The 21,664-nt window shown below is 68.6% G+C and carries 24 protein-coding genes and 5 pseudogenes; 16 read left to right on the top strand and 13 right to left on the bottom strand.

Annotated features, from left to right (window positions below; translation table 11 throughout):
- Positions 1 to 6: 6 nt before the first annotated feature.
- From AB0C75_RS24820 to AB0C75_RS24805, 4 genes are read left to right on the top strand one after another with little or no spacing between them, the layout of a single operon-like run.
- Positions 7 to 996, top strand: a complete 990-nt coding sequence (locus AB0C75_RS24820; RefSeq protein WP_362893894.1) for a cupin domain-containing protein — start codon at positions 7 to 9, stop codon at positions 994 to 996.
- Positions 993 to 2,312 (top strand): MFS transporter, encoded by a 1,320-nt coding sequence (locus AB0C75_RS24815; RefSeq protein ID WP_362893893.1) that lies wholly within the window; start codon positions 993 to 995, stop codon positions 2,310 to 2,312. Before AB0C75_RS24820 ends, AB0C75_RS24815 begins: the two co-directional genes overlap by 4 nt.
- Complete coding sequence (locus tag AB0C75_RS24810) at positions 2,309 to 2,446, top strand: hypothetical protein (RefSeq protein WP_362893892.1); 138 nt, start codon at positions 2,309 to 2,311, stop codon at positions 2,444 to 2,446. Before AB0C75_RS24815 ends, AB0C75_RS24810 begins: the two co-directional genes overlap by 4 nt.
- A gap of 4 nt (positions 2,447 to 2,450) precedes the next feature.
- Positions 2,451 to 3,833, top strand: a complete 1,383-nt coding sequence (locus AB0C75_RS24805) for a YcaO-like family protein (protein ID WP_362893891.1) — start codon at positions 2,451 to 2,453, stop codon at positions 3,831 to 3,833.
- 237 nt (positions 3,834 to 4,070) lie between these two features.
- Here AB0C75_RS24805 and AB0C75_RS24800 read toward each other — a convergent pair whose 3' ends face one another.
- Complete coding sequence (locus AB0C75_RS24800; RefSeq protein ID WP_362893890.1) at positions 4,071 to 4,976, bottom strand: helix-turn-helix transcriptional regulator; 906 nt, start codon at positions 4,974 to 4,976, stop codon at positions 4,071 to 4,073.
- A gap of 161 nt (positions 4,977 to 5,137) precedes the next feature.
- Between AB0C75_RS24800 and AB0C75_RS24795 the strand changes: the two genes are divergently transcribed.
- From AB0C75_RS24795 to AB0C75_RS24785, 3 genes are read left to right on the top strand one after another with little or no spacing between them, the layout of a single operon-like run.
- Complete coding sequence (locus AB0C75_RS24795; protein WP_362893889.1) at positions 5,138 to 5,920, top strand: SDR family oxidoreductase; 783 nt, start codon at positions 5,138 to 5,140, stop codon at positions 5,918 to 5,920.
- A gap of 41 nt (positions 5,921 to 5,961) precedes the next feature.
- Positions 5,962 to 6,876 carry an SDR family oxidoreductase gene (locus tag AB0C75_RS24790; RefSeq protein WP_362893888.1) on the top strand — a complete coding sequence of 305 codons (915 nt, stop codon included), beginning with the start codon at positions 5,962 to 5,964 and terminating at the stop codon, positions 6,874 to 6,876.
- A 36-nt stretch (positions 6,877 to 6,912) separates the two neighbouring features.
- Positions 6,913 to 7,143 (top strand): 4-oxalocrotonate tautomerase family protein, encoded by a 231-nt coding sequence (locus AB0C75_RS24785; RefSeq protein ID WP_362893887.1) that lies wholly within the window; start codon positions 6,913 to 6,915, stop codon positions 7,141 to 7,143.
- Between the two features lie 377 nt (positions 7,144 to 7,520).
- Here the strand turns inward: AB0C75_RS24785 and AB0C75_RS24780 are convergent, their stop codons facing one another.
- From AB0C75_RS24780 to AB0C75_RS24770, 3 genes are all read right to left on the bottom strand, one after another.
- Positions 7,521 to 8,660 (bottom strand): serine hydrolase domain-containing protein, encoded by a 1,140-nt coding sequence (locus tag AB0C75_RS24780; RefSeq protein WP_362893886.1) that lies wholly within the window; start codon positions 8,658 to 8,660, stop codon positions 7,521 to 7,523.
- A gap of 174 nt (positions 8,661 to 8,834) precedes the next feature.
- Complete coding sequence (locus AB0C75_RS24775; RefSeq protein WP_362893885.1) at positions 8,835 to 9,245, bottom strand: MerR family transcriptional regulator; 411 nt, start codon at positions 9,243 to 9,245, stop codon at positions 8,835 to 8,837.
- A 69-nt stretch (positions 9,246 to 9,314) separates the two neighbouring features.
- Positions 9,315 to 9,443: a hypothetical protein gene (locus AB0C75_RS24770; RefSeq protein WP_362893884.1), complete on the bottom strand. Its 129-nt coding sequence runs from the start codon at positions 9,441 to 9,443 to the stop codon at positions 9,315 to 9,317.
- Between AB0C75_RS24770 and AB0C75_RS24765 the strand changes: the two genes are divergently transcribed.
- Together AB0C75_RS24765 and AB0C75_RS24760 are read left to right on the top strand one after the other, a co-directional pair.
- Positions 9,442 to 10,380 carry an alpha/beta hydrolase gene (locus AB0C75_RS24765; protein ID WP_362893883.1) on the top strand — a complete coding sequence of 313 codons (939 nt, stop codon included), beginning with the start codon at positions 9,442 to 9,444 and terminating at the stop codon, positions 10,378 to 10,380. The two genes, AB0C75_RS24770 and AB0C75_RS24765, sit on opposite strands and share 2 nt — an antisense overlap.
- Positions 10,381 to 10,522: 142 nt before the next feature.
- A pseudogene (locus AB0C75_RS24760) lies at positions 10,523 to 10,700 on the top strand (transposase); the annotation flags it as partial.
- Positions 10,701 to 11,942: 1,242 nt separating this feature from the next.
- Here AB0C75_RS24760 and AB0C75_RS24755 read toward each other — a convergent pair.
- Both AB0C75_RS24755 and AB0C75_RS24750 read right to left on the bottom strand, forming a co-directional pair.
- Positions 11,943 to 12,311: a hypothetical protein gene (locus AB0C75_RS24755; protein ID WP_362893882.1), complete on the bottom strand. Its 369-nt coding sequence runs from the start codon at positions 12,309 to 12,311 to the stop codon at positions 11,943 to 11,945.
- 8 nt (positions 12,312 to 12,319) lie between these two features.
- Positions 12,320 to 12,577 (bottom strand): hypothetical protein, encoded by a 258-nt coding sequence (locus AB0C75_RS24750; RefSeq protein ID WP_331763007.1) that lies wholly within the window; start codon positions 12,575 to 12,577, stop codon positions 12,320 to 12,322.
- 250 nt (positions 12,578 to 12,827) lie between these two features.
- Here AB0C75_RS24750 and AB0C75_RS24745 point away from each other — a divergent pair, with 250 nt between their 5' ends.
- The 5 genes and pseudogenes from AB0C75_RS24745 to AB0C75_RS24725 form a co-directional block, all read left to right on the top strand.
- On the top strand, positions 12,828 to 12,974 hold the full coding sequence (locus AB0C75_RS24745; protein ID WP_362893881.1) for a hypothetical protein: 147 nt from the start codon (positions 12,828 to 12,830) through the stop codon (positions 12,972 to 12,974).
- 35 nt (positions 12,975 to 13,009) lie between these two features.
- The gene (locus AB0C75_RS24740) at positions 13,010 to 13,177 is read left to right on the top strand and encodes a hypothetical protein (RefSeq protein WP_362893880.1); all 168 of its coding nucleotides are present in this window, start codon (positions 13,010 to 13,012) and stop codon (positions 13,175 to 13,177) included.
- Between the two features lie 207 nt (positions 13,178 to 13,384).
- Positions 13,385 to 14,869 carry an aldehyde dehydrogenase family protein gene (locus AB0C75_RS24735; RefSeq protein ID WP_362893879.1) on the top strand — a complete coding sequence of 495 codons (1,485 nt, stop codon included), beginning with the start codon at positions 13,385 to 13,387 and terminating at the stop codon, positions 14,867 to 14,869.
- Positions 14,870 to 15,355: 486 nt separating this feature from the next.
- The gene (locus AB0C75_RS24730; protein WP_362893878.1) at positions 15,356 to 15,529 is read left to right on the top strand and encodes a hypothetical protein; all 174 of its coding nucleotides are present in this window, start codon (positions 15,356 to 15,358) and stop codon (positions 15,527 to 15,529) included.
- Between the two features lie 224 nt (positions 15,530 to 15,753).
- Positions 15,754 to 16,782, top strand: a pseudogene (locus tag AB0C75_RS24725) (Tn3 family transposase); the annotation flags it as partial.
- A gap of 365 nt (positions 16,783 to 17,147) precedes the next feature.
- Here the strand turns inward: AB0C75_RS24725 and AB0C75_RS24720 are convergent.
- The 5 genes and pseudogenes from AB0C75_RS24720 to AB0C75_RS24700 all read right to left on the bottom strand — a co-directional run.
- Positions 17,148 to 17,312, bottom strand: a pseudogene (locus tag AB0C75_RS24720) (hypothetical protein); the annotation flags it as partial.
- On the bottom strand, positions 17,290 to 18,036 hold the full coding sequence (locus tag AB0C75_RS24715) for an SDR family oxidoreductase (protein ID WP_362893877.1): 747 nt from the start codon (positions 18,034 to 18,036) through the stop codon (positions 17,290 to 17,292). The gene AB0C75_RS24715 and the pseudogene AB0C75_RS24720, both read right to left, overlap by 23 nt.
- A gap of 69 nt (positions 18,037 to 18,105) precedes the next feature.
- On the bottom strand, positions 18,106 to 19,176 hold the full coding sequence (locus AB0C75_RS24710) for an aldo/keto reductase (RefSeq protein ID WP_362893876.1): 1,071 nt from the start codon (positions 19,174 to 19,176) through the stop codon (positions 18,106 to 18,108).
- 69 nt (positions 19,177 to 19,245) lie between these two features.
- A complete protein-coding gene (locus tag AB0C75_RS24705) occupies positions 19,246 to 19,410 on the bottom strand; it encodes an SDR family oxidoreductase (protein ID WP_362893875.1) in 165 nt (54 codons plus the stop codon).
- A gap of 65 nt (positions 19,411 to 19,475) precedes the next feature.
- Positions 19,476 to 19,970: pseudogene (locus AB0C75_RS24700) on the bottom strand (SDR family NAD(P)-dependent oxidoreductase); the annotation flags it as partial.
- A gap of 138 nt (positions 19,971 to 20,108) precedes the next feature.
- On the opposite strand from AB0C75_RS24700, the gene AB0C75_RS24695 reads away from it, so the two are divergent.
- Both AB0C75_RS24695 and AB0C75_RS24690 read left to right on the top strand, forming a co-directional pair.
- Positions 20,109 to 20,672: a TetR/AcrR family transcriptional regulator gene (locus tag AB0C75_RS24695; RefSeq protein WP_362893874.1), complete on the top strand. Its 564-nt coding sequence runs from the start codon at positions 20,109 to 20,111 to the stop codon at positions 20,670 to 20,672.
- Between the two features lie 34 nt (positions 20,673 to 20,706).
- Positions 20,707 to 20,805: pseudogene (locus AB0C75_RS24690) on the top strand (arsenic resistance protein); the annotation flags it as partial.
- A 218-nt stretch (positions 20,806 to 21,023) separates the two neighbouring features.
- Here the strand turns inward: AB0C75_RS24690 and AB0C75_RS24685 are convergent.
- Both AB0C75_RS24685 and AB0C75_RS24680 read right to left on the bottom strand, forming a co-directional pair.
- Entirely contained in the window at positions 21,024 to 21,317 is a 294-nt protein-coding gene (locus AB0C75_RS24685) for an IS3 family transposase (RefSeq protein WP_362893873.1), read from the bottom strand.
- Positions 21,314 to 21,622 (bottom strand): transposase, encoded by a 309-nt coding sequence (locus tag AB0C75_RS24680; protein WP_362893872.1) that lies wholly within the window; start codon positions 21,620 to 21,622, stop codon positions 21,314 to 21,316. The genes AB0C75_RS24685 and AB0C75_RS24680 overlap by 4 nt, the downstream gene beginning before the upstream one ends.
- Between the last annotated feature and the right edge of the window lie 42 nt (positions 21,623 to 21,664).

Raw genomic sequence — 21,664 nt, 5'->3', positions numbered from 1 at the left:
GTAGCTGTGGAAACACTTGAGGCGAGCGCACACGACTGCACCGCCGCCGACGGGCTCGCCGGTCTGCTGTCCCCGCTCGCCGAGCCGGAGTTCCTCCGTCACCGGCTGGGGTCCGAACCCGTCGTGATCCGCGGACGGGAACGCCGCTTCCGCGGCCTCTTCGGCTGGCCGCAGCTCAACGAGGTCCTCGCGGCGGCCCGCACCGATGCCTCCCGCATCCACCTGGTGCGGTCCGCCGACGGGGTGCCCCTCACCTCCTGCGCCGAGCCCGTCCCTCAGCTGTCCCCGCGCGGGCGCCCCTCGCGGCTGCGCCCTGATCGGCTGTACGAAACACTCAGCGCCGGCAGCACCCTGGTCATCGACGGCATCGAGGAACTCCACGCTCCGCTGCGGGCCCTGGTCACCGCGGTGGAGGGCTCCCTGCGCTCGCCCCTCCAAGCCAACCTCTACGTGAATCTGGGCGGGGCCGAACAAGGCTTCCACACGCACTGGGACGACCACGACGTGTTCATCCTCCAGGCCGAGGGCGCCAAGCACTGGGACATCCACCCGCCGACCGAGGACTACCCCGTCGGAGTCCTCAGCGCCCCGGCCCGGCCGGCCGAGAACGCCGCCACCTGGTCCGGCGAACTGACCGACGGCGACGTGCTCTACCTGCCGCGCGGCTGGTGGCACACCGTCAAGGCGGTCGAGGGCCGCCCCTCGGTCCACCTGACCCTCGGCACCCGGCTGCCCTCCGCCGGAGACCTGCTGCGGCGCCTGCTCGTCCACCTGGCCCGCAACCACTCCCTCGTACGCCAAGACCTGCCGAGGTTCACCGAGGCGGACCACGCGCGGGACTGGTACGAGGCGCTGCGCGAGGTGCTGGTCGCCACCGCTTGCGAGCCCGGCCTCCTGGATAAGCTGGCGAGGGAGGCCGACGGCGGCCCTGCGGTCAGGCCGCAGTTCAGCCTCCCGTACCACTGGCCGGTCACGGACCCGGTCGGCAGCCGGTGACCTGCCCGGCGGGGGCTCGTCTGAGGGCCCCGGCGGCCGTACGTGGCCTGCCGTCGGCGTTCTGGTGGATCTGGCTGAGCGTCCTGGTGAACTGGATCGGCGGCTTCGCCGGTCCCATGCTGGCCCTGTCGCTGACCGCGGGTCGCGGATACTCGGCGGCGTACGCGGGGCTTGTCATGTCCCTCGTCGGGCTCGGTGGGATCGCCGGCACGTTCCTGGGCGGGGCGCTCGCCGACCGGATCGGGCGCCGTACGACCATGTTCGCCGCTCACCTCTGGACGGCGGCGAGCATGGTCCTGCTCGGTGTGAGCGGCGAGGCGGGGGCCGTGGCCGCGTCCGCCCTGGCCATGGGGCTCGGTGCCACTGCGGTCCGGCCGGCGATGCAGGCCTCGCTCACGGACCTCGTCCCGCCCGAGGACCGCCAGCGGGCCTTCGCCCTGAACTACTGGGCGCTGAACGCGGGGGGAGCGATCGCGGCGGTGCTGGCGGGCCTCATGGTCGGCCACGGCTACACCCTTGTCTTCCTGGCCGACGGCGCCGCGACACTCCTCTGCGGGATCCTGGTACTGGCGAAGGTCCCCGAAACCCGTCCCGCCCCGGCCGAGCGGCCTGCGGCTTCGTCCGCGCCTGCGTCCGCGCCTGCCTCCCGGCCAGTACACCGCGACGGCTCCTTCATGCTCTTCGTCCTGATGACCGTGCTCTTCGCTGTGGTCTTCAAGCAGGGGTCCTCCACCCTGCCCGTCGTCATGACCCGCGAGGGGCACTCGCCCGAGATGTACAGCCTGGTCAGCGCCGCGAACGGGCTGATGGTCGTTGTCCTGCAGATCCCTCTGACCCGGCTGGTGAGCGGACGCTCGCGTCCCATGGTCCTGCTCGCCGCCGGCCTGCTCCTCGGCTGGGGCTTCGGCCTGACGATGCTCGCGGACAGCGTCGCGGCCTTCGCCTGCACGGTCCTCATCTGGACCCTGGGCGAAATCCTGCAGGCCCCGGCCGGCATAGCAGTCACGGCCGACCGCGCCCCCGCCCACCAACGCGGCCGCTACCAGGGGATGTACGGGGGCGCCTGGTCGACCGCCGCGTTCGTGGCTCCCGTGGGCGGAGGCTGGGTCATCGACCAGTGGGGCGCCACCACGCTGTGGACCCTGTGCGCGGTCCTCGCCACCACGGCGGGCATCGGCTGCGCACTGGTCACCGGCCGCCACAAGGACTTCCGTACGGGCCGTCCGAGCCCCGTACGGGACGGAAGCGGCACGCCGCTTCCAACCGCCTCCTCCGGACCCGGAAGAGGAACCGCAAACGAAGGGAACGCGTCATGAACGAGCAGTTCATCGTCGACAACTGCGTCGCCGCCTACATCGACACCGAGGAGTTCGTCGTCAACAACTGCGTGGCCGCCTACGTCGACGCCGAGGAGTTCATCGTCGACAACTGCGTCGCCGCGTACGTGTGAGCCGATGACACCCACCCGTACCTCGGAGTCCGGCCCGGACAGCGACCGCTGTCCGGCGCCGGGCACCGGCCCGCATCCGTCCATGGTCTCCAGAACGCGGGTCCTCACCGGGCCCGCCGGCACCCCGCCCGCCCTCCACCTGGCTGTGAGCGACCTTGCCGACCCCGGCCCGGACCGGCCGTGGCACGCCGACAGGCAGGCGTTCGGCACTTCCTGGGCCGGCCCCGAACAGGCCCGCCGCTCCGCCGAGGGCGAAGCCGTCGAGCGGTTCTCCGGCTCCGTACCGCCACCCCCGGAGCGGGTCCGCTACGCGAGCTACGAAGAGCTGACCCGCCGGGGCATCCTCGCGCTGGACCCCCGCCGGCTCGTCCTGTACTCGCCCCGCCAGTACGCAACTCCCGGCTTTCCGTTCCGTCCCTTCCTACGGGACTCCCCGGCCCACTGGATCGAGGGCCGCTTCGCCGATGGCGACGAGCCCGTCCAGGTGCCCGCCTTCCTTGTGTACACGGCCTGGCGGCGGATGCCGCACGAGCGGCCGGAGCCGCTGTACGCCTTCCCCGCCCTGGGCGGCACCGCCGCGGGCCCCACTCCCGGACACGCGCTGCGCGCCGGGCTGGAGGAGGTGGTCGAACGCGACGCGGCCGCCGTGTGGTGGGCCCATGCCCAGCCGCTGCCGGCCCTGGAGCCGACCGCGTATCTGCGCGGCCTGACCGGGGGAGCTTCCCGTGGCTTCGACATCCGACTGACATACCTCGAGAACGAGTTCGATGCCCCGGTACTCGCCGCCGGCGTGCGCAGCCGCGACGAGGGCTGGCTGACGTACGGGTTCGCCGTGCGCTCCGACCCGGTCGAGGCCGCGGCCAAGGCGCTGGCCGAGGCGTACACCCTGCACCTCACCTGCCGCACCCTGGACAACCCGGCGGCGACCGTTCGGACCCCGGGCCGGCCTTCCCCGCTCAAACCCTGGCGCGCCGACCGCGGTTACCTCGACTCCTACCGCGCCGACGGCTCGGACGTCGTCGAGCAGCTGTGCCAGCAACAGCTCTACCTGGACCGGCGGGCAGCCGACCGCGTCGCGCCGTGGACCTGGGATCTTCCGGAGGGGAGCTGGAGCAACGTGCCGCGCATCGGCGCGCCCGACAGCCTGCTCGACCGAGTCCGTGCACGCGGGTACGAGGTCATCACCGTGGACATCACCACCCCGGAAGCCTCGGCCGCGGGCATGCACGCGGTACGCACCCTCGTCCCCGGCACGGCCGGCGCCGCCCCGGCCGCCTACCCCGCCCTCGGCGCCCACCGCCTGCAACGAGCCGGCACCCACCTGGGCTGGACCCCCTACGACCGCCCTGAGACCGAACTCAACACCTTCCCCATGCCGCACTCCTGAGCTTGACCCGGGTCTGTCAAACGAGCGGCTCCGGTCCGTAATCGGTGGTAGCGCCGTGCAGTGATCACTGGAGGAGGATCCTCGGCTTCGATCTCTCTCGGCCTGGAGAAGCTGCCGAGCGGAGTCCGAGCAGCGGATGGCGGTCTTCTCATCGATGCCGAAGACGCGGAACCGAACGTCATGCAGCGCTGTACGCCACCTGACCGTAGCCACTGGGAGGGCGCCGGGCTCCCGAGGTCAGCGTTGCGATCCGGATTCCGCCGCGGGCCACCGCTCCGGTGTCATGTACTCCGTGACGCCGAGCTCCTGGGTTCCTACGACGGACAGCAGTTCCAGCTGCTCGGCTCCCGGGCTTCCGGGTGGAGCGGTGAACCACAGCAGGCGTTGGCGTCCGTCCTCGCTGAGGAGGTTGTAGCAATCGAGTTCGATGACGCCGAGCATGGGGTGGACGATCCTCTTGTGGTCCATGCGGCGCACTGCGACGTCGTGGGTGTCCCAAAGGGCTGCGAACTCCTGGCTGCGGCGGCGTAGCACGGCGACCATCTTCGTGACCTCCGTGTCCCGGCCACGCCGGGCTGCCGCTGCCTGGAGGTCGGCCACGAACACCCGGGAGTGCTGCGGGTGGTCCTCGGGCGGGTAGATCTCGCGCGCCCGCGGGTCGGTGAACCAGCGGTACACGAAGCTCGCCGACGGGCCGCGGTGTGCAGGGGACCCACCGAGCAGGGTCAGGGCCAGGGCGTTCTCCACCAGGGTTTCGTGCAGATCGGTGATGACGCGCGCGGGAGTGTTGGACAGCCGGTCCAGGAGTCCGAGGAGCGCGGGCTGCACGTGTGCCGATGGTCCGTGTACGGACGGAGGGATCGGCCGTTCGGCCAGGTAGAACAGGTGGTCGCGCTCGTCGCCGTTCAGGCGCAGGGCCCGGGCGAGGGCGGCCAGGGTCTGGGCCGACGGCTGCACCCTGTTCTTCGTGCTGCCCCGTTCCAGCTCGGTGTAGTAGTCGGCCGACAGTCCTGCCAGCTGGGCGACTTCCTCGCGGCGCAGCCCGGGGACGCGCCGGCGCGGGCCTTGAGGGAGACCGGCTTCGGCGGGACGGATGCGGTCGCGGCGTGTCCTGAGGAAGGCGCCGAGTTCTGGAAGGTTCATCCCTCCATGGTCGCTCGTACGCCGGAGCGCAGCCAGGGGGTGGCATCCCCTGGGTAAACGCAGCCCTGGCTGGGAATGGGGGGACCGGCGGATCGTGGAGGACGCAGCAGGGCAACGGCAAGGCCGCTGCCCCGCCCCCCCATCCACCACAGGAGTCAACGATGCCTATCCCCACCACCCTCGACGGGACCGCTGCCTCGTCCCAGCCCTCCGCCCCACCCCGTGTCGCGATCGTCACCGGCGGCTCGCGCGGCATCGGCCGCCGGACCGTCGGCCGGCTGGCCGCCGACGGGTACGCCGTCGTGGTCGGCTACGCCGGCAACCGGGACGAGGCCGAGGCAGCAGTGAAGGAGGCCGTCACCGGTGGCGGCCGGGCGATCGCGGTACGCGCCGACGTCGCCGACGAACACGCGGTCGCGGCCTTGTTCGACACGGCCGAAGCAGAGTTCGGCGGGGTCGACGTCGTCGTGCACGCGGCCGGGCGGATGCAGCTGGCACCGATCGCCGAGCTGGACCTGGCCGTCCTGGACGACCTGCACCGCGTCAATATCCGCGGCACGTTCGTCGTCGTCCAGCAGGCCGCCCGTCGGGTGCGCCCCGGCGGCGCGATCGTGACGTTCTCCACGTCCGTGGTGGGGCTTGCCTTCCCGGGTTACGGCGCGTACGCCGCCGGCAAGGGCGCGGTCGAGGCGCTGACGCTGATCCTGGCCCGGGAGCTGCGGGGCCGCGACGTCACCGCCAACGCCGTCGCGCCCGGCCCCACGGCCACCGACCTGTTCCTGGACGGCAAGGACGAGGAGACCATCGCCCGCCTGGCCGCCCAGCCTCCGCTGGAGCGCCTCGGTACCCCGGCCGACATCGCCGAGGTCGTGGCGTTCCTGGCCGCACCGGCCGGCCACTGGATCAACGGACAGGTCGTCCGCGCCAACGGCGGAATCATCTGAACCGCCTGCGGCCACTCCATCGATCGACGAAAGGCTCAGTTGTGAAACACGACGACAACAGTGGGAAGGTCATCCTGGTCACCGGGGCCTCCAGCGGTATCGGGGCGCTCTCCGTGCGTGCTCTGGCCCGCGCCGGTCACACCGTGTACGCGGGCATCCGCCGGACCACGACCCGCAACGCGACCGCGGTGGCCGACCTGACGCGCTACGGCACCGACCACCAGGCCGATGTGCACGCCGTCGAGCTGGACGTCACCTCCCAGGACTCCGCCGACGCCGCAGTCGACCGGATCCTCGCCGAGCGTGGCCGGCTGGACGTGGTCGTGCACAACGCCGGGCACATGGTCCTGGGCGCCGCCGAGGCGTTCACCACCGAGCAGTTCGCGGACCTGTACGACGTGAACGTCCTGGGTACCCAGCGCGTCAACCGCGCCGCCCTGCCGAAGCTGCGTGAGCAGGGATCGGGGCTGCTGGTGTGGATCGGCAGCTCCAGCAGCCGCGGCGGCTGCCCGCCGTTTCTGGCCCCGTACTTCGCCGCCAAGGCCGCGATGGACGCCCTGGCCGTCAGCTACGCCGCCGAGGTGCTCCCGTTCGGCATCGACACCGCGATCGTGGTGCCCGGTGCGTTCACCACCGGCACCAACCACTTCGCCAACGCGGGCGCCCCCGCCGACACCGGCCGTGCGGAACTCTACGAGCAGCGTCACCGACCCCTGATGGACGATCTGGGCAAGCGCCTGGCCGCGCTCGTCCCTTCGGGCGCCGATGTGGCCGAGGTCGCTGAAGCCGTCGCGCGCCTGGTCGCGATGGAGCAAGGCACCCGGCCCCTGCGGACCCACATCGACCCCAGCCGGGACGGCAGCGAGGTCGTCTCCGCGGTCGCCGACCGCGTCCGCGCCGACTTCTTCCGCCGCATCGGACTGGACAGCCTGCTCACCGCAGGCAGCTCCCTGTAACACCCCACTGAGAAACTGGGAAAGGAACGACCAGCCATGCCTTTCGCGAACTTCAAGGTCCCCGAGAAGACCCTCACCCCGAAGCAGAAGGAGGAGATCGTCACCCGCACCACCGAGCTGTACGTAGAGCTCTACGGCGAGCGCGCCCGCAACAACACCATGGTGCTGGTGGAAGAGGTCGCCGACGGCGGCTGGGGCATCTCCGGCAACGTGCTGACCCTCGCCACGCTCGGCGAGGCGGCACCGACCGACACCAGCGACGCCTGACCACCACGAAGTGACAGGTAACTCAGCGTGTAGTCAGGGCCTTTTGTTTCTCAATCGGGTGGCCATGAGCGGCCTTGGGGCACAGCGGTACAGCGGTTGACGCCAAGCCGGTGATCATGGGCTTCCAGCACAGTCGATCAGCTTGGCGCCGGGGTTCGGCGGAAGTGCTGCCGTTCGCCGACTCCGGTGAGGCACCGGAACTGCTGGAGCTGCTCGCGGCCGAACGCGACCGCCTCGACCGGCAGATGACGGACCTGCGGGACACGTGCGCAACCGGCTGCACGACCGCATCACCGAGGCGCGGAATCAAGTGCAACGCGATCTGTGACGCAGCGCTTCATGTACGCACGCGGTAGCTGTACGGGAACATGCCCTGATCAGGGCAGCTGGTCGTAGACGGTTCGGACGTAGGTCGCGCTGCGGTCGGAGCCGAGGAGGCCCGGTCCCATCTTGTTCATGACGTAGGAGATGGTCATGCGCCGGTCGAGATCCGCGATGATCACCGAGCCGCCCCAGCCGCCCCAGAACGCGATCCTGCCGTCAGGGATCCAGGGCAGGGTGTCCTTCTTCGGCAATGCGAAGCCGACACCCCAGCGAGACGGCAGGCCGTTGACGAGGTCGACGCCGTCCGCCTGCACGTCGAAGATGAGGTCGATCGTCTTCTCGCTGAGCAGCCGGATGCCGTCGACCTGACCGCCGCAGGCGAGCGCGGACAGGATGCGTGCGACGGAGCGGGCATTACCGTGGCCGTTAGCCGCACCGATGTCCGCGGCCCGCCAGGCCGGGGTGTTCGCGGTTGCCGCCGCCACCGCCGGGCCGATCAGGGTCTTGTAGGCGGGACCGGCTGTCCCGAGGGCCGCCGGATCGAATGGCAGCGGGGGCGGCGGCACGATGTCCGCGACACGCGTCCAGTCCGCTTCGGCTGCGCCTATCTGGAAGTCCGCTCCCAGCGGGCGGGCGATCTCCTCGGCGACGAACTGCCGCAGGGACCGGCCGGTGATCCTGTGCACGAGTTCCCCGATGAGGTGCCCGTAGTTCATCACGTGGTAGCCGGAGGCTGTGCCCGGCTTCCACCACGGGGTTTGCGCGGCCATTCGGGCCGCCGCCCCGGGCGTGTCGTACAGGTCCTCCACGGTCGCCGGCTGCTCGAGCCCGGAGACACCGGAGGTGTGGGAGAGCAGATGACGGACTTCGACGTCCCGCTTGCCGCCTGCGGCAAACTCGGGCCAGTACCGTGCCACTGGCGCGTACACGTCGAGGTCGCCCCGGTCCACCAGCATGAGCGCGGCGAGACTGGTGACGGTCTTCGTGATCGACCACACATTGGTGAGGGTGTCCTCCTCCCAGGTGGCGGTGCGGGCGACGTCGCGGTGCCCGCCCCACAGATCCACAACGTGCTCACCGTCGATGTCCACGACCAGCGAGGCGCCGATTTCCTCACCGGATGCGATGTTCTGCTGCAGTGACTCCCGTAGGCCCGCGAAGCGGGGCTCGGACGTACCGTGGATTGTGATCATGGCGTGCTGTCCTTCGTCGATGTTGCTGGCCAGGCGGCCCCGGTGTGCCACACGGGCGAGACTCATGCCCTGTGGGGGTACGCCGCCGAGACGGCTCCGGTATGTGTGGCCGACACCGTCAGTGTCCGAGGCTGACACCGGTGTGAAGGTCAAGCGGTGCAGGTCACGGCGCTTTCAAGCGCTGTCCTCCCCTGCGAGGCCCGGTGCGTGTTCCTGCTGCCCGTTGGTCTCGCGCAGGGCCGCGAGATAGTCGGCGATCGCGTCCCTGTTGCGGGTCAGACAGTCGATGCGTGCCGTGAGGCTGGCCTGCTCGGCTTCCAGTAGCGCCACCATCTCCGGTGTCAGACCGGAGAAGCGGATGGTGCTGTGCGGGGTGGAGATGCACGGCAGGACCTGCTGAATCAGGCGGGTCGGCAGACCGGCCTGCAGAAGGTCTCGGATCTGCACAATCCGCCCCAGGGCATTTTCGTCGTACTCCCGGTAGCCGTTTTCGGAGCGACCGGGCGCGATCAGACCCTGCTGTTCGTAGTACCGCAGCAGCCGCGGAGTCGTTCCCGTGCGCTGCGCCGCCTCTCCGATGCGCATGCCCTCGATCTTAGGGCAAGGCAGCCTCCAGAAGGCCGTGACCTGCACGGTTTGACCTTGACATCAGTGTCAGGGGTGGACGCTGACGACGTTGGCGAGGTCCACCGGAACCGTCTCGGCGGCGTACCCCCACAGGGCATAAGTCTCGCCCGTGTGGCACACCGGGGCCGCGCAATCAGTGGCATCGACGAAAGACATGAGCACCATGAACTTGACACCAGAAGCCGCAGCACTGCTGGAACGCTGGATGCAAGCGGCCAGCGGCATCGCTCCTGCGCTTACAGGGGAAGGCGACCTCAGCTGGGCGGAAGTGCGGGACAACTACGGCAAGGAACTCGCCGCCGCTCTCCCGGCACCGCAAGGCGTGACCTTCGAGAGGACCGAGCTCGATGGCGTGCCGACCATGCTGGTGGTGCCAGAGGAAGTGACCGATGACCGGACACTGCTCTACATCCACGGCGGAGGCTACGTACACGGGGCGGTCGAGGCCTATGTCGGACTGACCGGCCACTACGCCAAACGCCTGCGGGCACGGGTGTTTGTGCCCGACTACCGCCAGGCACCCGAGCATCCTTTTCCCATCCCCATCGACGACGTGTTCACCGCCTACCGGGCGCTCCTCGCGGCGGGGACCGCTCCTGAGAAGGTCGCGATCTCGGGTGACTCCGCCGGGGGCGCGATGGTGATCACGGTCATGCGCAAGGCACGCGACGCGGGCATGCCGTTGCCCGTGGCGGGCGTCTCCCTCTCGCCCTGGGCCGACCTGACGCACTCCGGCTCCTCGGTCCAGAGCCGCAACGGCCTCGACCCATTGACAAGCGGAGAATTCCTGGAGAAGCTCGCTCGCGCGTTCCTGGGCAACGCGCTGCCGACCGATCCGGACGCCTCGCCCATCTTCGCCGATGTGCGCGGCCTGGCCCCGACCTTGATCCAGATCGGTGAGAACGAAGTGATGCTCAGCAGCGGCATCACGCTCGCCGGACGGCTCGCAGAACAACGCGTCCGCACCACCCTTGAGGTATGGCCACATATGTTCCACGTCTGGCACCTGCTGGCCGGCCACATGGCCGAGGCCGACGAGGCCCTCGACAACGCTGTCTCCTTCATCACGCGGGAGTACGAGCGAGCGCGCTGAGCTTGATCTTTATCTTCCGGCCTCGAATGGTGTCCCGAACTGAGTCGCTCACCTGGGGTTCGCCGGACGCGGGGCGGCCTTTGTCTGATCATGTGCTCCGTCCAAGGGTGCACGTGACCACGACGAAGGCCGTGAGGGTCTGATGCCTGACGCTGTCCGGAGGGAAGCGTTCGCGGAAGCGTCACGCTTACGAGTGTCTGACCGCTCGGCGTGACGAGTTGTTCGAGCTGGCGGACGCGGTGCTGTGTGCGGAAGGTGCGGTGGAGTCCCCGGTGGACTTGACGCTGTTGCCCGAGCATCGTCGTGGGCACGGAGCAATGAGCACGGTGCATCGTGAAAACTGCATGCCAGTCGGCCTGGTGTGCGTAGGCGAGGGGAGGTAGCCGGTGATCACCGCCGGGTCGGCGTCCGAACTGCTGTCGTCGAGGCCGACGAACCCCAGGTCGGCGATGGCGCCGAGCCCGGCCGCCCGCAGCTTGGCGGTGAGCTTGTCGTGGCGGCAGGCGGTGATCTCCGAGGACCGCAGCGGTTCCAGTTTGCCGCGCACCTCTGTGTCCAGGCCCAGACGCTCGCCAACCGCCCTGACCTGCACCGGGCCGTCGGTCTCCCGCGCGATCGCGAGGATCTTGCGGTAGTCGCCGGGCAGTGCGCCCTTGTCGGCCGCGTCGCTGCGGTGCGGGATGAGCAGGACCGCCCGCCCGGCCACCCTCGCCGACACCGGAGCGGCGGATTCGGCCGCCTCGGCGTCGGCCTCTGCCTGAGCCTGCTCGGCCAGACGATTCAACACCCGCTCCGCAATCGCCAGTTCGTCCCGCTCGCCCTGGACCTCCTGAAGCTCTTGGCCAACCGCTCCGCGAGGGTGTCCAGTTCAGCCCGGCGAGCGATGATCCACTGCCGCTCCCGCATCCTGCAGCCTCCCGCCCTCTCGTGGCGTGCCGACCTGCTGACGGATCGTAGGGTGGGCAGATCGCGGGCGCAGCCGACCCCGGTATCCCGCCGGAACCAGACCTGCCCGATGATCTACGCCCTGGTCATCGGCCGCCGACCGGCGCGAGTGCCCCACTCGCCACTCACACCAGGTCCGTGACCTGCGACTTCACGCCGCACACCACTCAATGAACCCGGTCAGCCTCCGAGTCCACCTGCGAGAGATCGGCGTCCCGCCGCAGCGAGGCAGGATCTCCGCCATCCGCCAGATTGTCCTCCAAGCCCCGGCGCCCGTTATCGCGAAGGCCTTCGGTTACCACGACAAGACAACCACCCGCCTGGTCACCGAAGTCGGAGGACCTGGAGCCGATACGCCCCTGGCGACCACTCACGGTGACACCAGACCGACCTCAACGAGGAATACGCGACACCTCAGCATGCGAGCCCACCAGTCCCAAGGCCGCTCGCCCACTCAGGCAACGGCCTGCACGGCTTCAGCGACCCGGACCGCACCACACGCGATATGAACCGAGGCCCGATTTCCTGGCTGGGCCGACCATGACCACCTGCGGATTTCTTCACGGTGAGGCCTACCCCGCCAGACTGCGGGGTCGCACTCCCCCTCCAGGGCACGCTCAGGATGTGAGATCCAGGACCCTGACCGGTGCGCCGACCCACCGGCCAGGGGCGGTCGTCGCGACGACCGCCCCGTCCGGACGGTCAGGGGTCGGTTGTGCCGCGTACTGACTGTGGGCAACGGCCCAGGTTTCCTGTCGTGCCACGGCCAGTGCCGCGGCAAGGTCAAGATCCAGGACCGTGATGCCGGGCAAGGATGCAAGGTGCTCGGCCGTACCGGGCCGCGCACGGTCGGCTTCGACGAGCGCGCACACCGGAACGTACAGGAACCAGCCCGACTCCGCGTGAGCACGGTGGATGAGTCGGGAGGCCAGGACGTTCCCCTGCCCTGCCGCAGCCATCGCTGTGTCGTCCAGAACAATGTGCATGGCGTCGCTCACCGGCCGGTCACCTGCGCCAGACGCCGGTCCAGCTCAAGATCCAGGTCATCCTGTTCCGAAGGAGTCGGGGAATAGCCGCTCCACTCCTTCAACGCCACCAGAGCCCTCTCCGCACGCTCTGCGCGCTCCGCCGGAGTCAGCAGCGTCTCGGCCAGACGCGCCAGATAGGCGCGCAGCGAGAGCCCCTCCGCAGCCGCGATCGCGGCGAGCCGGTCCTTGGCCTCTTCAGGGATCCGGACATTGGCATCAGACATCATCGTGCTCCTTCCCATCCCACCAGAGTACGGGTACGTACCCGTACCCGTACCTGCACGGGCTCGGGCTCGGGCCCAGGATCGAGGCAGTGCAGGTACGGCGGTGGACGCCGGGTGCCCGGAGGGTGATGGCCTGATCATCTACCCGGAGAAACTCGGTGGACGCTGCCAGACAGAACAGTTGGTTTGCTTCTGGCTGGAGGGGCGCTTACTGTCGAACAGACGGAACAGTCTGTTTAAGGAGATGCCAATGCGTCCCACCACCGGATGGGCAGCGGACGGCACGCCCGGCGCACTGCGTAGCGGCCCGATCGAGCGTCGCGGCCTGCGCGCCGACGACCTCGCCGTGCGGGTCGACCACGGCCCGCCACCGTGGAGACCACCGACCTTCTCGTGAGGCGCGAGAAGCCCAGCTCCGTCGGCAGCCGCTGCATGCCCGCAACTGACGCCTCGCTGGACTTCTGCGCTGCCCACGACAACAGCGCGGACATCGAACTGCTGCCGTCCTCGCAGGTGAACGAAGCCCTGGAGCGCCCGCGCCGCAACGACGTGCGCTACCCGTTCGTCCTCGACATGGCCGACCTCGCTGACCTGGCCTGAACACTCACACCCGCGCCGCCTGCCGCGCAGACACCCGCCCGCTTCGACTTGTGGCACACCATCCGCAACCGGCACATGCCCGATGGCCTGCCGACTGCGCCAGGACGTCCACTTCAGCACGCCCAGGACGGCCTTCATATTGCCGGCCAAGAGGCGCCCGATCACCACGACGGGTACCCCACCCCTCGAAGAGAAAGACTTCTCGCTATGACCACCCCCTCCACTCCCACTACTTCTCGCCCCTCTCCCACGTTCGCCGGAGAACCGCGCGGTCTGTTCATCGACGGAACGGAGCAGCCTGCCGCCGACGGCGCAGTCGTGGCCTCCATCGATCCGATGACGGGTGCCGAGCTGACCACGGTCGCGGTAGCTGGGCGCGCAGATGTCGATGCCGCCGTGGCTGCTGCGCGTCGCGCCTTCGAAGACCCTGCCTGGGCGGCCATCAGCCCCGACGAGCGCAGCCGCGTGCTGTACCAGATCGCCGATGTCATCGAGTCGCACGCCGACGAGCTGGCCACTCTGGACTCCCTGGAAATGGGAGGACCGGTGTCGCTGACACGATGGATGGTCGATCACACCGTCGAGGTCTACCGCCACTATGCGGGCTGGCCGACCCGGATCTACGGAGCTACTGCCCCCTCGGCCCCCGGCCACCTTCAGTACACCAGGCGCTCCCCGCTGGGTGTGGTTGCCGCGGTCGCCGGCTGGAACGGTCCCCTCCTGCAGATGGGCTACAAGATCGCCCCTGCTCTGGCCACCGGGAACACGGTCGTCGCCAAGCCTTCGGAGCAAACCTCCCTGAGCGTGCTGCGCATGGCGGAGCTCGTGCATGAGCACACCGACCTTCCCGACGGCGTCCTCAACATCATCACCGGCCCGGGGCAGAGCACCGGCGAAGCCCTGATCACCCACCGGGACGTCAACAAGATCAGCTTCACCGGGTCCACCGCCGTGGGCAAGCACGTCCTGGAGACCTCCGCCCGCGACCTCAAGCGCGTCACCCTCGAACTAGGTGGCAAGTCGCCGTTCATCGTCTTCGAAGACGCCGACCTGGAGGCCGCCGCGGCAGCCTCCGCGCTTGCCTTCTGCGCCGGCAGCGGCCAGAGTTGCGTGGCTGGCACCCGCGTACTGGTCCAAGAGTCCGTGCGCGAGGAGTTCACCCGCCTCCTGGCCGCGAGCACGGCCAAGATCCCGATGGGTGACCCCTTCGACCCGCAGGTCCTCATGGGCCCCCTGGCTTCTCGTGGTCACTACGAGAAGGTGACCGCCTACATCGACCTGGCCCGTAAGGAAGGGGGCGAGATCATCGGCGACCCCCACGACGAGACCGATGACCTCTTCGTCGGCCCCACCCTGGTCACCGGACTCGACAACACCTCACGCGTCGCCCGGGAAGAGATCTTCGGCCCCGTTGCCGTCCTGCTGCCGTTCCGCGACATGGACGAGGCGGTGCACATCGCCAACGACACCGTCTACGGCCTCGCTGCCACCGTGTTCACCACCGATCTCAGCCGCGCCCACACCATGGCCGACCGCCTCCAGGCAGGAACCGTGTGGATCAACACGGTCAATCAGATGAGCAGCGGCCCCCTGCCCTTCGGCGGGTTCAAGCAGTCCGGCATCGGACGGGAACACGGCACCGATGTCATCGATGCCTACACGGAGACCAAGGCCATCGTCGTCAACCTCTGACGCTCTCCAAGGCCGGACTGATTCCTGCCACCGGTAGCAACGACGTCTCACCCGACTGGAACGAGGCGATGTTTGCTACCGGCTCGTCCTGGCCGTGGGCTCGTCAATGGGCGTGTGCATCGTGAAGTTGCAGGTCACGGGTATGGCGTGACAGGCGTGAGAGGCTCGCGGGCAGGTCCGGGGCGGTTGTCCATCGACAAGGTCATCGGGCAGCGGGCGACTTCTAGGTTCGTGAGAACGAGCAGGGCCCTGTAGTCGAATTGCGGCTTACGCCTTAGTAGGCCCTGTTCTCGTATAGCTACGGCGAACGGACATGTAGCGCTGTGTGCCTGCCGTGGTCGTCGTTTCCCCTCGCCTGGCGCCTCGTTGGGCTGAACGAGTGATCTCGGGCGTGGGGCGAGGAGTACGGGTGCGGCAGGACTGGGAGCCGGAGGACCTGATCGAGGTCTGGACTCGTCGAAGGAGTACCCGGCGAACCTGGAGCGGATGACACCCGCCCGGCGCCTGACGCTGCTGGCGACGCTGTGCCATGTGCGGCAGACGGAGATCACCGACTCACTGGTGGACCTGTTCATCCAGCTCGTACTGAAGATCAACACGAGGGCGGAGCGGAAGGTCGACAAGGAGCTGAATGCCGAGCTGAAGAAGATCCGGGGCTAGGAGGGCATGCTGCTGCGGGTCGCCGAGGCGGCGTTGTCCGAACCGTCCGGCACGGTGCGGCGAGTTATCTACCCGGTGGTCGGCGGGGAGAAGACGTTGAAGGCGCTGGCGGCGGAGGCCGCGGCGAACGAGGCGCGCTACAAGGCGCGGGTCCGTACGGTGCTGCGGTCGTCGTACTCGGCGCACTGGCGGCGGATGCTCTCGCCGCTGCTGGGCTCGCTGGAATGGAAGTGCAACAACACCGCTTACCGGCCGGTGATGGACGCGATCGACCTGCTCAAGCGGTATCTGGAGCAGCCGTTGAAGGAGGGGGCGTTCTTCGATCCGGCGGAGAGTGTGCCACTGACGGGGTGGTGCCCGAGCAGTGGCGGGCGGCGGTGGTGGACGACAAGGGGCGGGTCGAGCGCATCCCGTACGAACTGTGCGCGGAGGAGCCTGAGAACCTGGTGGCGGTCAAGGGCGAGATCGAACGGCGCTGGGGCACCATCGACCTGCTGGACATCCTGAAGTACGCCGAGTTCGACGCGGACTTCATCGCTGAGTTCACCTCAGTGGCCACCAGGGAGAACCTGTCCAAGGACGTGCTGCGGCGCCGCCTGCTGCTGGTGCTGTTCGGTCTGGGCACCAACATGGGCATCAAGCGGGTCGCGGTGACTGGCAAGCACGGCGAGTCCGAGGCGACGCTGCGGCGGGTGCGGCACCTGTTCGTCAACCGGACCAACATGCGCGCGGCCCTGCGCAAGCTGGTGAACGCCACCTTCGCTGCCCGGGACGAGATGTGGTGGGGCACCGGTACGGCGTGCGCCTCCGACAGCCGCAAGTTCGGCGCCTGGTCCTCGAACCTGATGACCGAGTGGCACCAGCGCTACCGCGGCCCCGGGGTGATGATCTACTGGCACGTCGAGCGGAAGTCGGTCTGCATCTACTCGCAGCTCAAGAGCTGTTCGGCCTCCGAAGTCGCCTCGATGATCGAGGGCGTGCTGCGGCACTGCACCGACATGGACGTCGACCGGCAGTACACCGACACCCACGGCGCCTCCATCGTCGGCTTCGCCTTCGCTCACATGCTCGACTTCAAGCTGATGCCGAGGCTGAAGAACATCGGCTCCGCGAAGCTGTACCGGCTGGCCGCCGGGCAGGACGAGAAGTGGCCGAACCTCGCACCGGTGCTGTCCACCAAGACGATCAACTGGGACCTGATCGCCCAGCAGTGCGACCAGATCGTGAAGTACACCACCGCCCTGCGCCTGGGCACCGCCGAAGCCGAGCAGGTCCTGCGCCGCTTCACCCGCGGCGGCCCCAAGCACCCCACTCCAGGTCGTGGAGAACTGGAACTCCGCGAACAAGGACCTCTTCTACGGCAAGGACGGCGACCTGGCCGGCGCGGACAAGGAGTCCCAGGAGGTCAGCATGCTCGCGCTGCATCTGTATGCAGGCGCTCGGCTGGGGTTTCCCAGCCGAGCGTTTTGCGTGGGCGGCCATCGAGTTCGGCGGCGACGGCGTCAAGATGCTCGCACCAGGAGGTTGTCGCGGCCCACGAAGACACGCCGGCTGAACCTTCCCCCGGCCCCTCGTGGATCTCTTGGCGCATTTCGACGTCGGCGAGGTAGTCGCAGACGAACGCGGTCCGCACCGCCCGCCCGAGTTCTTCGATGGCCTGGTAACTGCTCGCGGCCTGATCGACACGACCACGTATTGCAGCGCCCCCTGAAACCGCCGTGGTAGAGGGCCTTACGCCCGTGGCGGGACGGCAGACGAGCTCAGAGCTGGGTTTCGCCGCCATCCACGGCCAGCTCGATGCCGGTGGTGTACGTGGCATCGAAGGCGAGGAATGCGGCCGCCTTGGCGAACTCTTCGACGGTGCCGTAGCGCTTCATGGGGTTGCTCGCGGTCCGCTCCGCCCTGAACTGGTCAGCGGCCTCTTTGGACAAGCTCATCGTTTCCAGAATCCCCGAGTCGATGGGACCCGGGCTGATCGCATTGACACGGATTCCCCGCAGAAGCAGCTCGCGGGAGAAGGAGCGGGCCATCGAGCGCAGCGCCGCCTTGCCGGCCGCATAGACGCTGGTGTCCACCATGCCAATGACGTTCGCGATCGAGGTGGTGAGGACTGTGCCGGCGTTCGCGCTCAGCAGCGGAGCGAGCTTCTGCACAGTGAAGAAGGCGCCCTTGACGTTGATCGCGAACAGCTCGTCGTACACGTCCTCGGTCGTCGACTCGAGGGGCGTGAGGGGTGAGATGCCGGCGTTGACGAACAAAGCCTCGATCGAGCCGAGCTCGCTCTTTACACGGCCGGCGAGCATATCCAGGTCGGACAGTGAGGCCACATCCGCCCGGACGGCCACGGCATTCTCGCCGAGCCGCTCGCGTGCCGCGTCGAGCTTGGCCTGAGAACGGCCGGTGATCACCACGCGGGCTCCGCCTCGCACCAGCAGCTCCGCCAGCGCGAGCCCCATGCCGCTGCTGCCACCCGTGATCACCACATTTTTGTCGCTGTACTTACCCATACCGAGGTGTCTCCGTTCCATTATCAAAAACATGTCGATATATCTGGATCTCGCTTTTCATGAAGCGAATCAGCCGAGGGTTTCGATCTTCATGTCGCCTGTGGTGACCGTGCGGATGTGATCGCTGGCGAGCAGGTCGTGCGGATTGCCGAGGTCGATGGCGCTGACCTCGTCGAGGCGGGCCAGGTGGGAAGGAGTGAGGTCGACCTGCAGGGCGCCGAGGTTGTCCTCCAGTTGCGCGATGGTGCGGGCGCCGATGATGGGCGCCGTCACGCCCGGGGCGTTCAGGGTCCAGGCCAGTGCGACCTGGGCGGGTGTGCGGCCCAGCTCTGAGGCCACCTCCTTCACTGCATCGGCAATGGCGAGGTTGCGGTCGGTGACCCATCCCAGGGCGGCGTTGAGGTTCTTGCGGTTGCCGGCGGTTTCGCCGACAACGGAGCCCGCCGGGTTCTGGTCCTCCCGGCTGTACTTGCCGGTGAGCACCCCGCCGCCCAACGGGGAGAAGGGAACCACGCCGAGTCCCATCTCGCGTGCCATCGGGATCAGGTCACGCTCTGCGGTGCGCCCGATCAGGCTGTACTCGGTCTCCAGTGCGACCAGTGGCGACCAGCCGCGCAGATCGGCGATCGCCTGCATGCGCGACACCTGCCAGGCCGGGGCGCTGGAGATCGCCACGTACAGCACCTTGCCCTGCCTCACCAGGTCGTCCAAGCCCCGCAGGATCTCCTCCACCGGCGTCCTGAAGTCCCATACGTTCACGTAGAGCAGATCGATGTAGTCGGTGTTCAGCTGCCGCATGCTGGCTTCCACCGAAGCCAGCATGCTCTTGCGGTGGGTACCCCCGGAATTCGGGTCACCGGGCTGGCGCAGCGTCGAGTACTTCGTCGCCAGCACCATCTTGTCGCGGTTGGTGCGGGCGAATTCGCCGAGCAGTCGCTCGGAGCTGCCGTTGGTGTAGGTGCTGGCGGTGTCGAAGAAGTTGCCGCCGAGCTCGGTGTAGCGGTCGAAGAGCTTGCGCGCCTCGTCGCGCTCGGCGCCCCAGCCCCACTCGGTGCCGAAGGTCGCCGTGCCCAGCGCCAGCGGTGAGACCCGGAGTCCGGAACGGCCCAGCAGCCTATAAGTGTCGAGAGTGAGTGCCATCGTGTTCTCCTGTGAGGTGCAGTTCGTGGCGTTCGAGAGGTGCGGATTGGTGGTCGACTCGCCCGGGCTTCAGGCGCCGAGCCCGTAGCCGCCGGCCGCGGTGATGTCCTGGCCGGTGATGTAGCCGGCGGCGCCCGAGGCGAGGAAGGCGACTGCTTCCGCGACCTCCTGGCTGGATCCAAAGCGCTCGAAGGGGATCTTCGAGCGCATGGCGTCCCGGCCGCTCTCGGGCACCCCCAGCTTGTTGAGCAGCGGGTGTCGGTGACCCCGGGGCTCACGGCGTTGACGCGAATCCTGCGTGGGGCCAGTTCGAGCGCGAGCGAGGGCAGCATGGCCAGCAACGCGCCGCGTGTCGCCGCCCCCACCGTGGCGCCAGGGGTGCCGCGACGGGATCCGATGCCGACGGTCAGCACGATCGAGCCGCCGTCGTTCATGAGGGAAAGGGCCTTTTGGAGGGTGAAGTACTGGCCCTTGAAGTTGAGGTCGGCGTGCTCGTCGAACGATTCCTCCGTCACCTCGGCAACCGGTGCCGGACGGAAGATCCCGGCGTTGAGGAAGAGCAGGTCCAGCGATCCGAACCGCGCCGACACCGCCGACATCAGGGCGTCGGTGTCGGAGAGCACGCGCCCGTCGGATCGGACGACGAGCACGTCGCCGGGGAGCTCGGACTGCGCCCGCGCGAGGGACTCGGGATTCTGTCCGGTGACCGCGACCTGGTAGCCGCGGGCGTGCAGCAACTCGGCCGTCGCTCTGCCGATCCCGGTCGTCCCCCCGGTGATGAGAGCTGTAGGCATGGCAAACCTTTCGTCGCTGAAGCGACGGGTGAGACCACCCGTAATCGGGGAGCTCCCCGTTTATCTCACCGTACACTGAATCGGGGAGGTCCCCGAATCGTTCCCGAGCCTCATCCGACACTCACGATCGCGAAGGTCATGACACCTCCACGCAGCACCCTGCGCGCCGACGCGCAGCGCAACCGCGAGCAGCTGATCGCCACGGCCGCCGAAGCCTTCGCGTCCGGACGCGCGATCTCGCTGGACGCGATCGCCAAACGCGCGGGAGTGGGGAACGCCACCCTGTACCGGCACTTCCCCACCCGAGAGGATCTGGTCGAAGAGGTCTACCGGGACCAGATCCGGCCCTTGCGCGAAGATGCGCGCACCCTGCTGGCTACCAAGCCGCCCGCGCAGGCCCTCCACGCGTGGATGCTCCGATTCGCCGACTGGGCCGGTGAACGACGCGGCATCTGCGAGGCACTGGTCGCCATGAGCGCTTCCGGCCGCTTCGGCACCGGACCGGTCTGCGACGAGGTCCAGCAGGTCCTGGCGATGGTGCTCGAGGCCGGCGCCACAGCAGGAGAACTGCGCAGCGACATCGACCCGGTCGAGGTAGGCGGCATCCTCGCCGGTTTGCTCTCCGTGGCCGGCGCACCCGAGCAGCACCCCCAGCTGAACCGAATGCTGGACGTCGTCGTCGACGGACTCAGGCCCCGCTAAGCGATACGCCAGCGGTTCGGCGAGGCGTCGGCCTATGCCGGACGGCATGGCTGCGGCCGCGGCGGTCGTGGCGCCCCAGACCTTAGTGAGGACCGTCGGGATGGTTGCCTACGTTCGGCTCGTTCCCCGCCTCGCGATAGCGCCCGAACGGCTCGTCAGGTGTTCCTGCCGTCGCCACTCAAGGGGGACCACCGAGGCGCGCGGCAGCCGGAGCGCGCCCCGGCACCATCCTGGCGAGTCACCAGGCGCGCCGGAAGTCCGACAAGGCAACCTCGAAGCTGAATCGCTGCCGCCGCCGATCGCTGTGCCGTCGACCCTCGCGCCTGCTCCAGACCCGAGCCTCACCCTGCGCTACATGTCCGTTCGCTGTAGCTTTACGAGACCAGGGCCGACACGACGACGGCCGCACTCGGCACCCTCACGCTTGAGCACGGCATGCACGCGTGGGGCCCCGTAGGTTCCGCGTGATTTCGCATGAACCTCGGTGATCTGCTCGGTCAGCTCGGCATCCCGCACCGCTCGGGGGCCGGGCAGGCCGGAGCGACGGTCATAGAAGGCGGTCCGGGAGACCTTCATCAGCTCACACGCCCGTTTGACGCTGTGACCTGCACGCTTCTCCGCCTCGATGAACGGGTGCACCGTCACCGGGTCTCCTTCGCGAAGAAAGCTGTGGCCCGCTTGAGGACGTCGACGTCCTCGCGCAGCCGCCGGTTCTGCCGCCGCAACGCGGTCAGCTCCTCGCGTTCGCTGCTGGTCAGCCCGTTGTGCTCTCCCACGTCAACCTCGGCCTGCTTCACCCAGTCCCGCACCGCGGTGTCGGTCAGGAAGTCCTTGGCGACCTGACCGACCGAGCGGTCACCCCGTCGGCACAGCCCGACGATCTCGGCCTTGAACTCTGGCGTGAACGAACGACGAGGGCGGCGAGGCTTCTTCTTCCCCATGCTCTCCATGATGGACATCCTCCCGGGGCTGAACCCCAGATCTCGAATGTC

It is taken from the genome of Streptomyces sp. NPDC048565, assembly GCF_040650935.1.
Taxonomy (GTDB): Bacteria; Actinomycetota; Actinomycetes; order Streptomycetales; family Streptomycetaceae; genus Streptomyces.
Note: the sequence above shows the minus strand (reverse complement) of the source record. Positions and strands in the feature narration are given on the sequence as shown.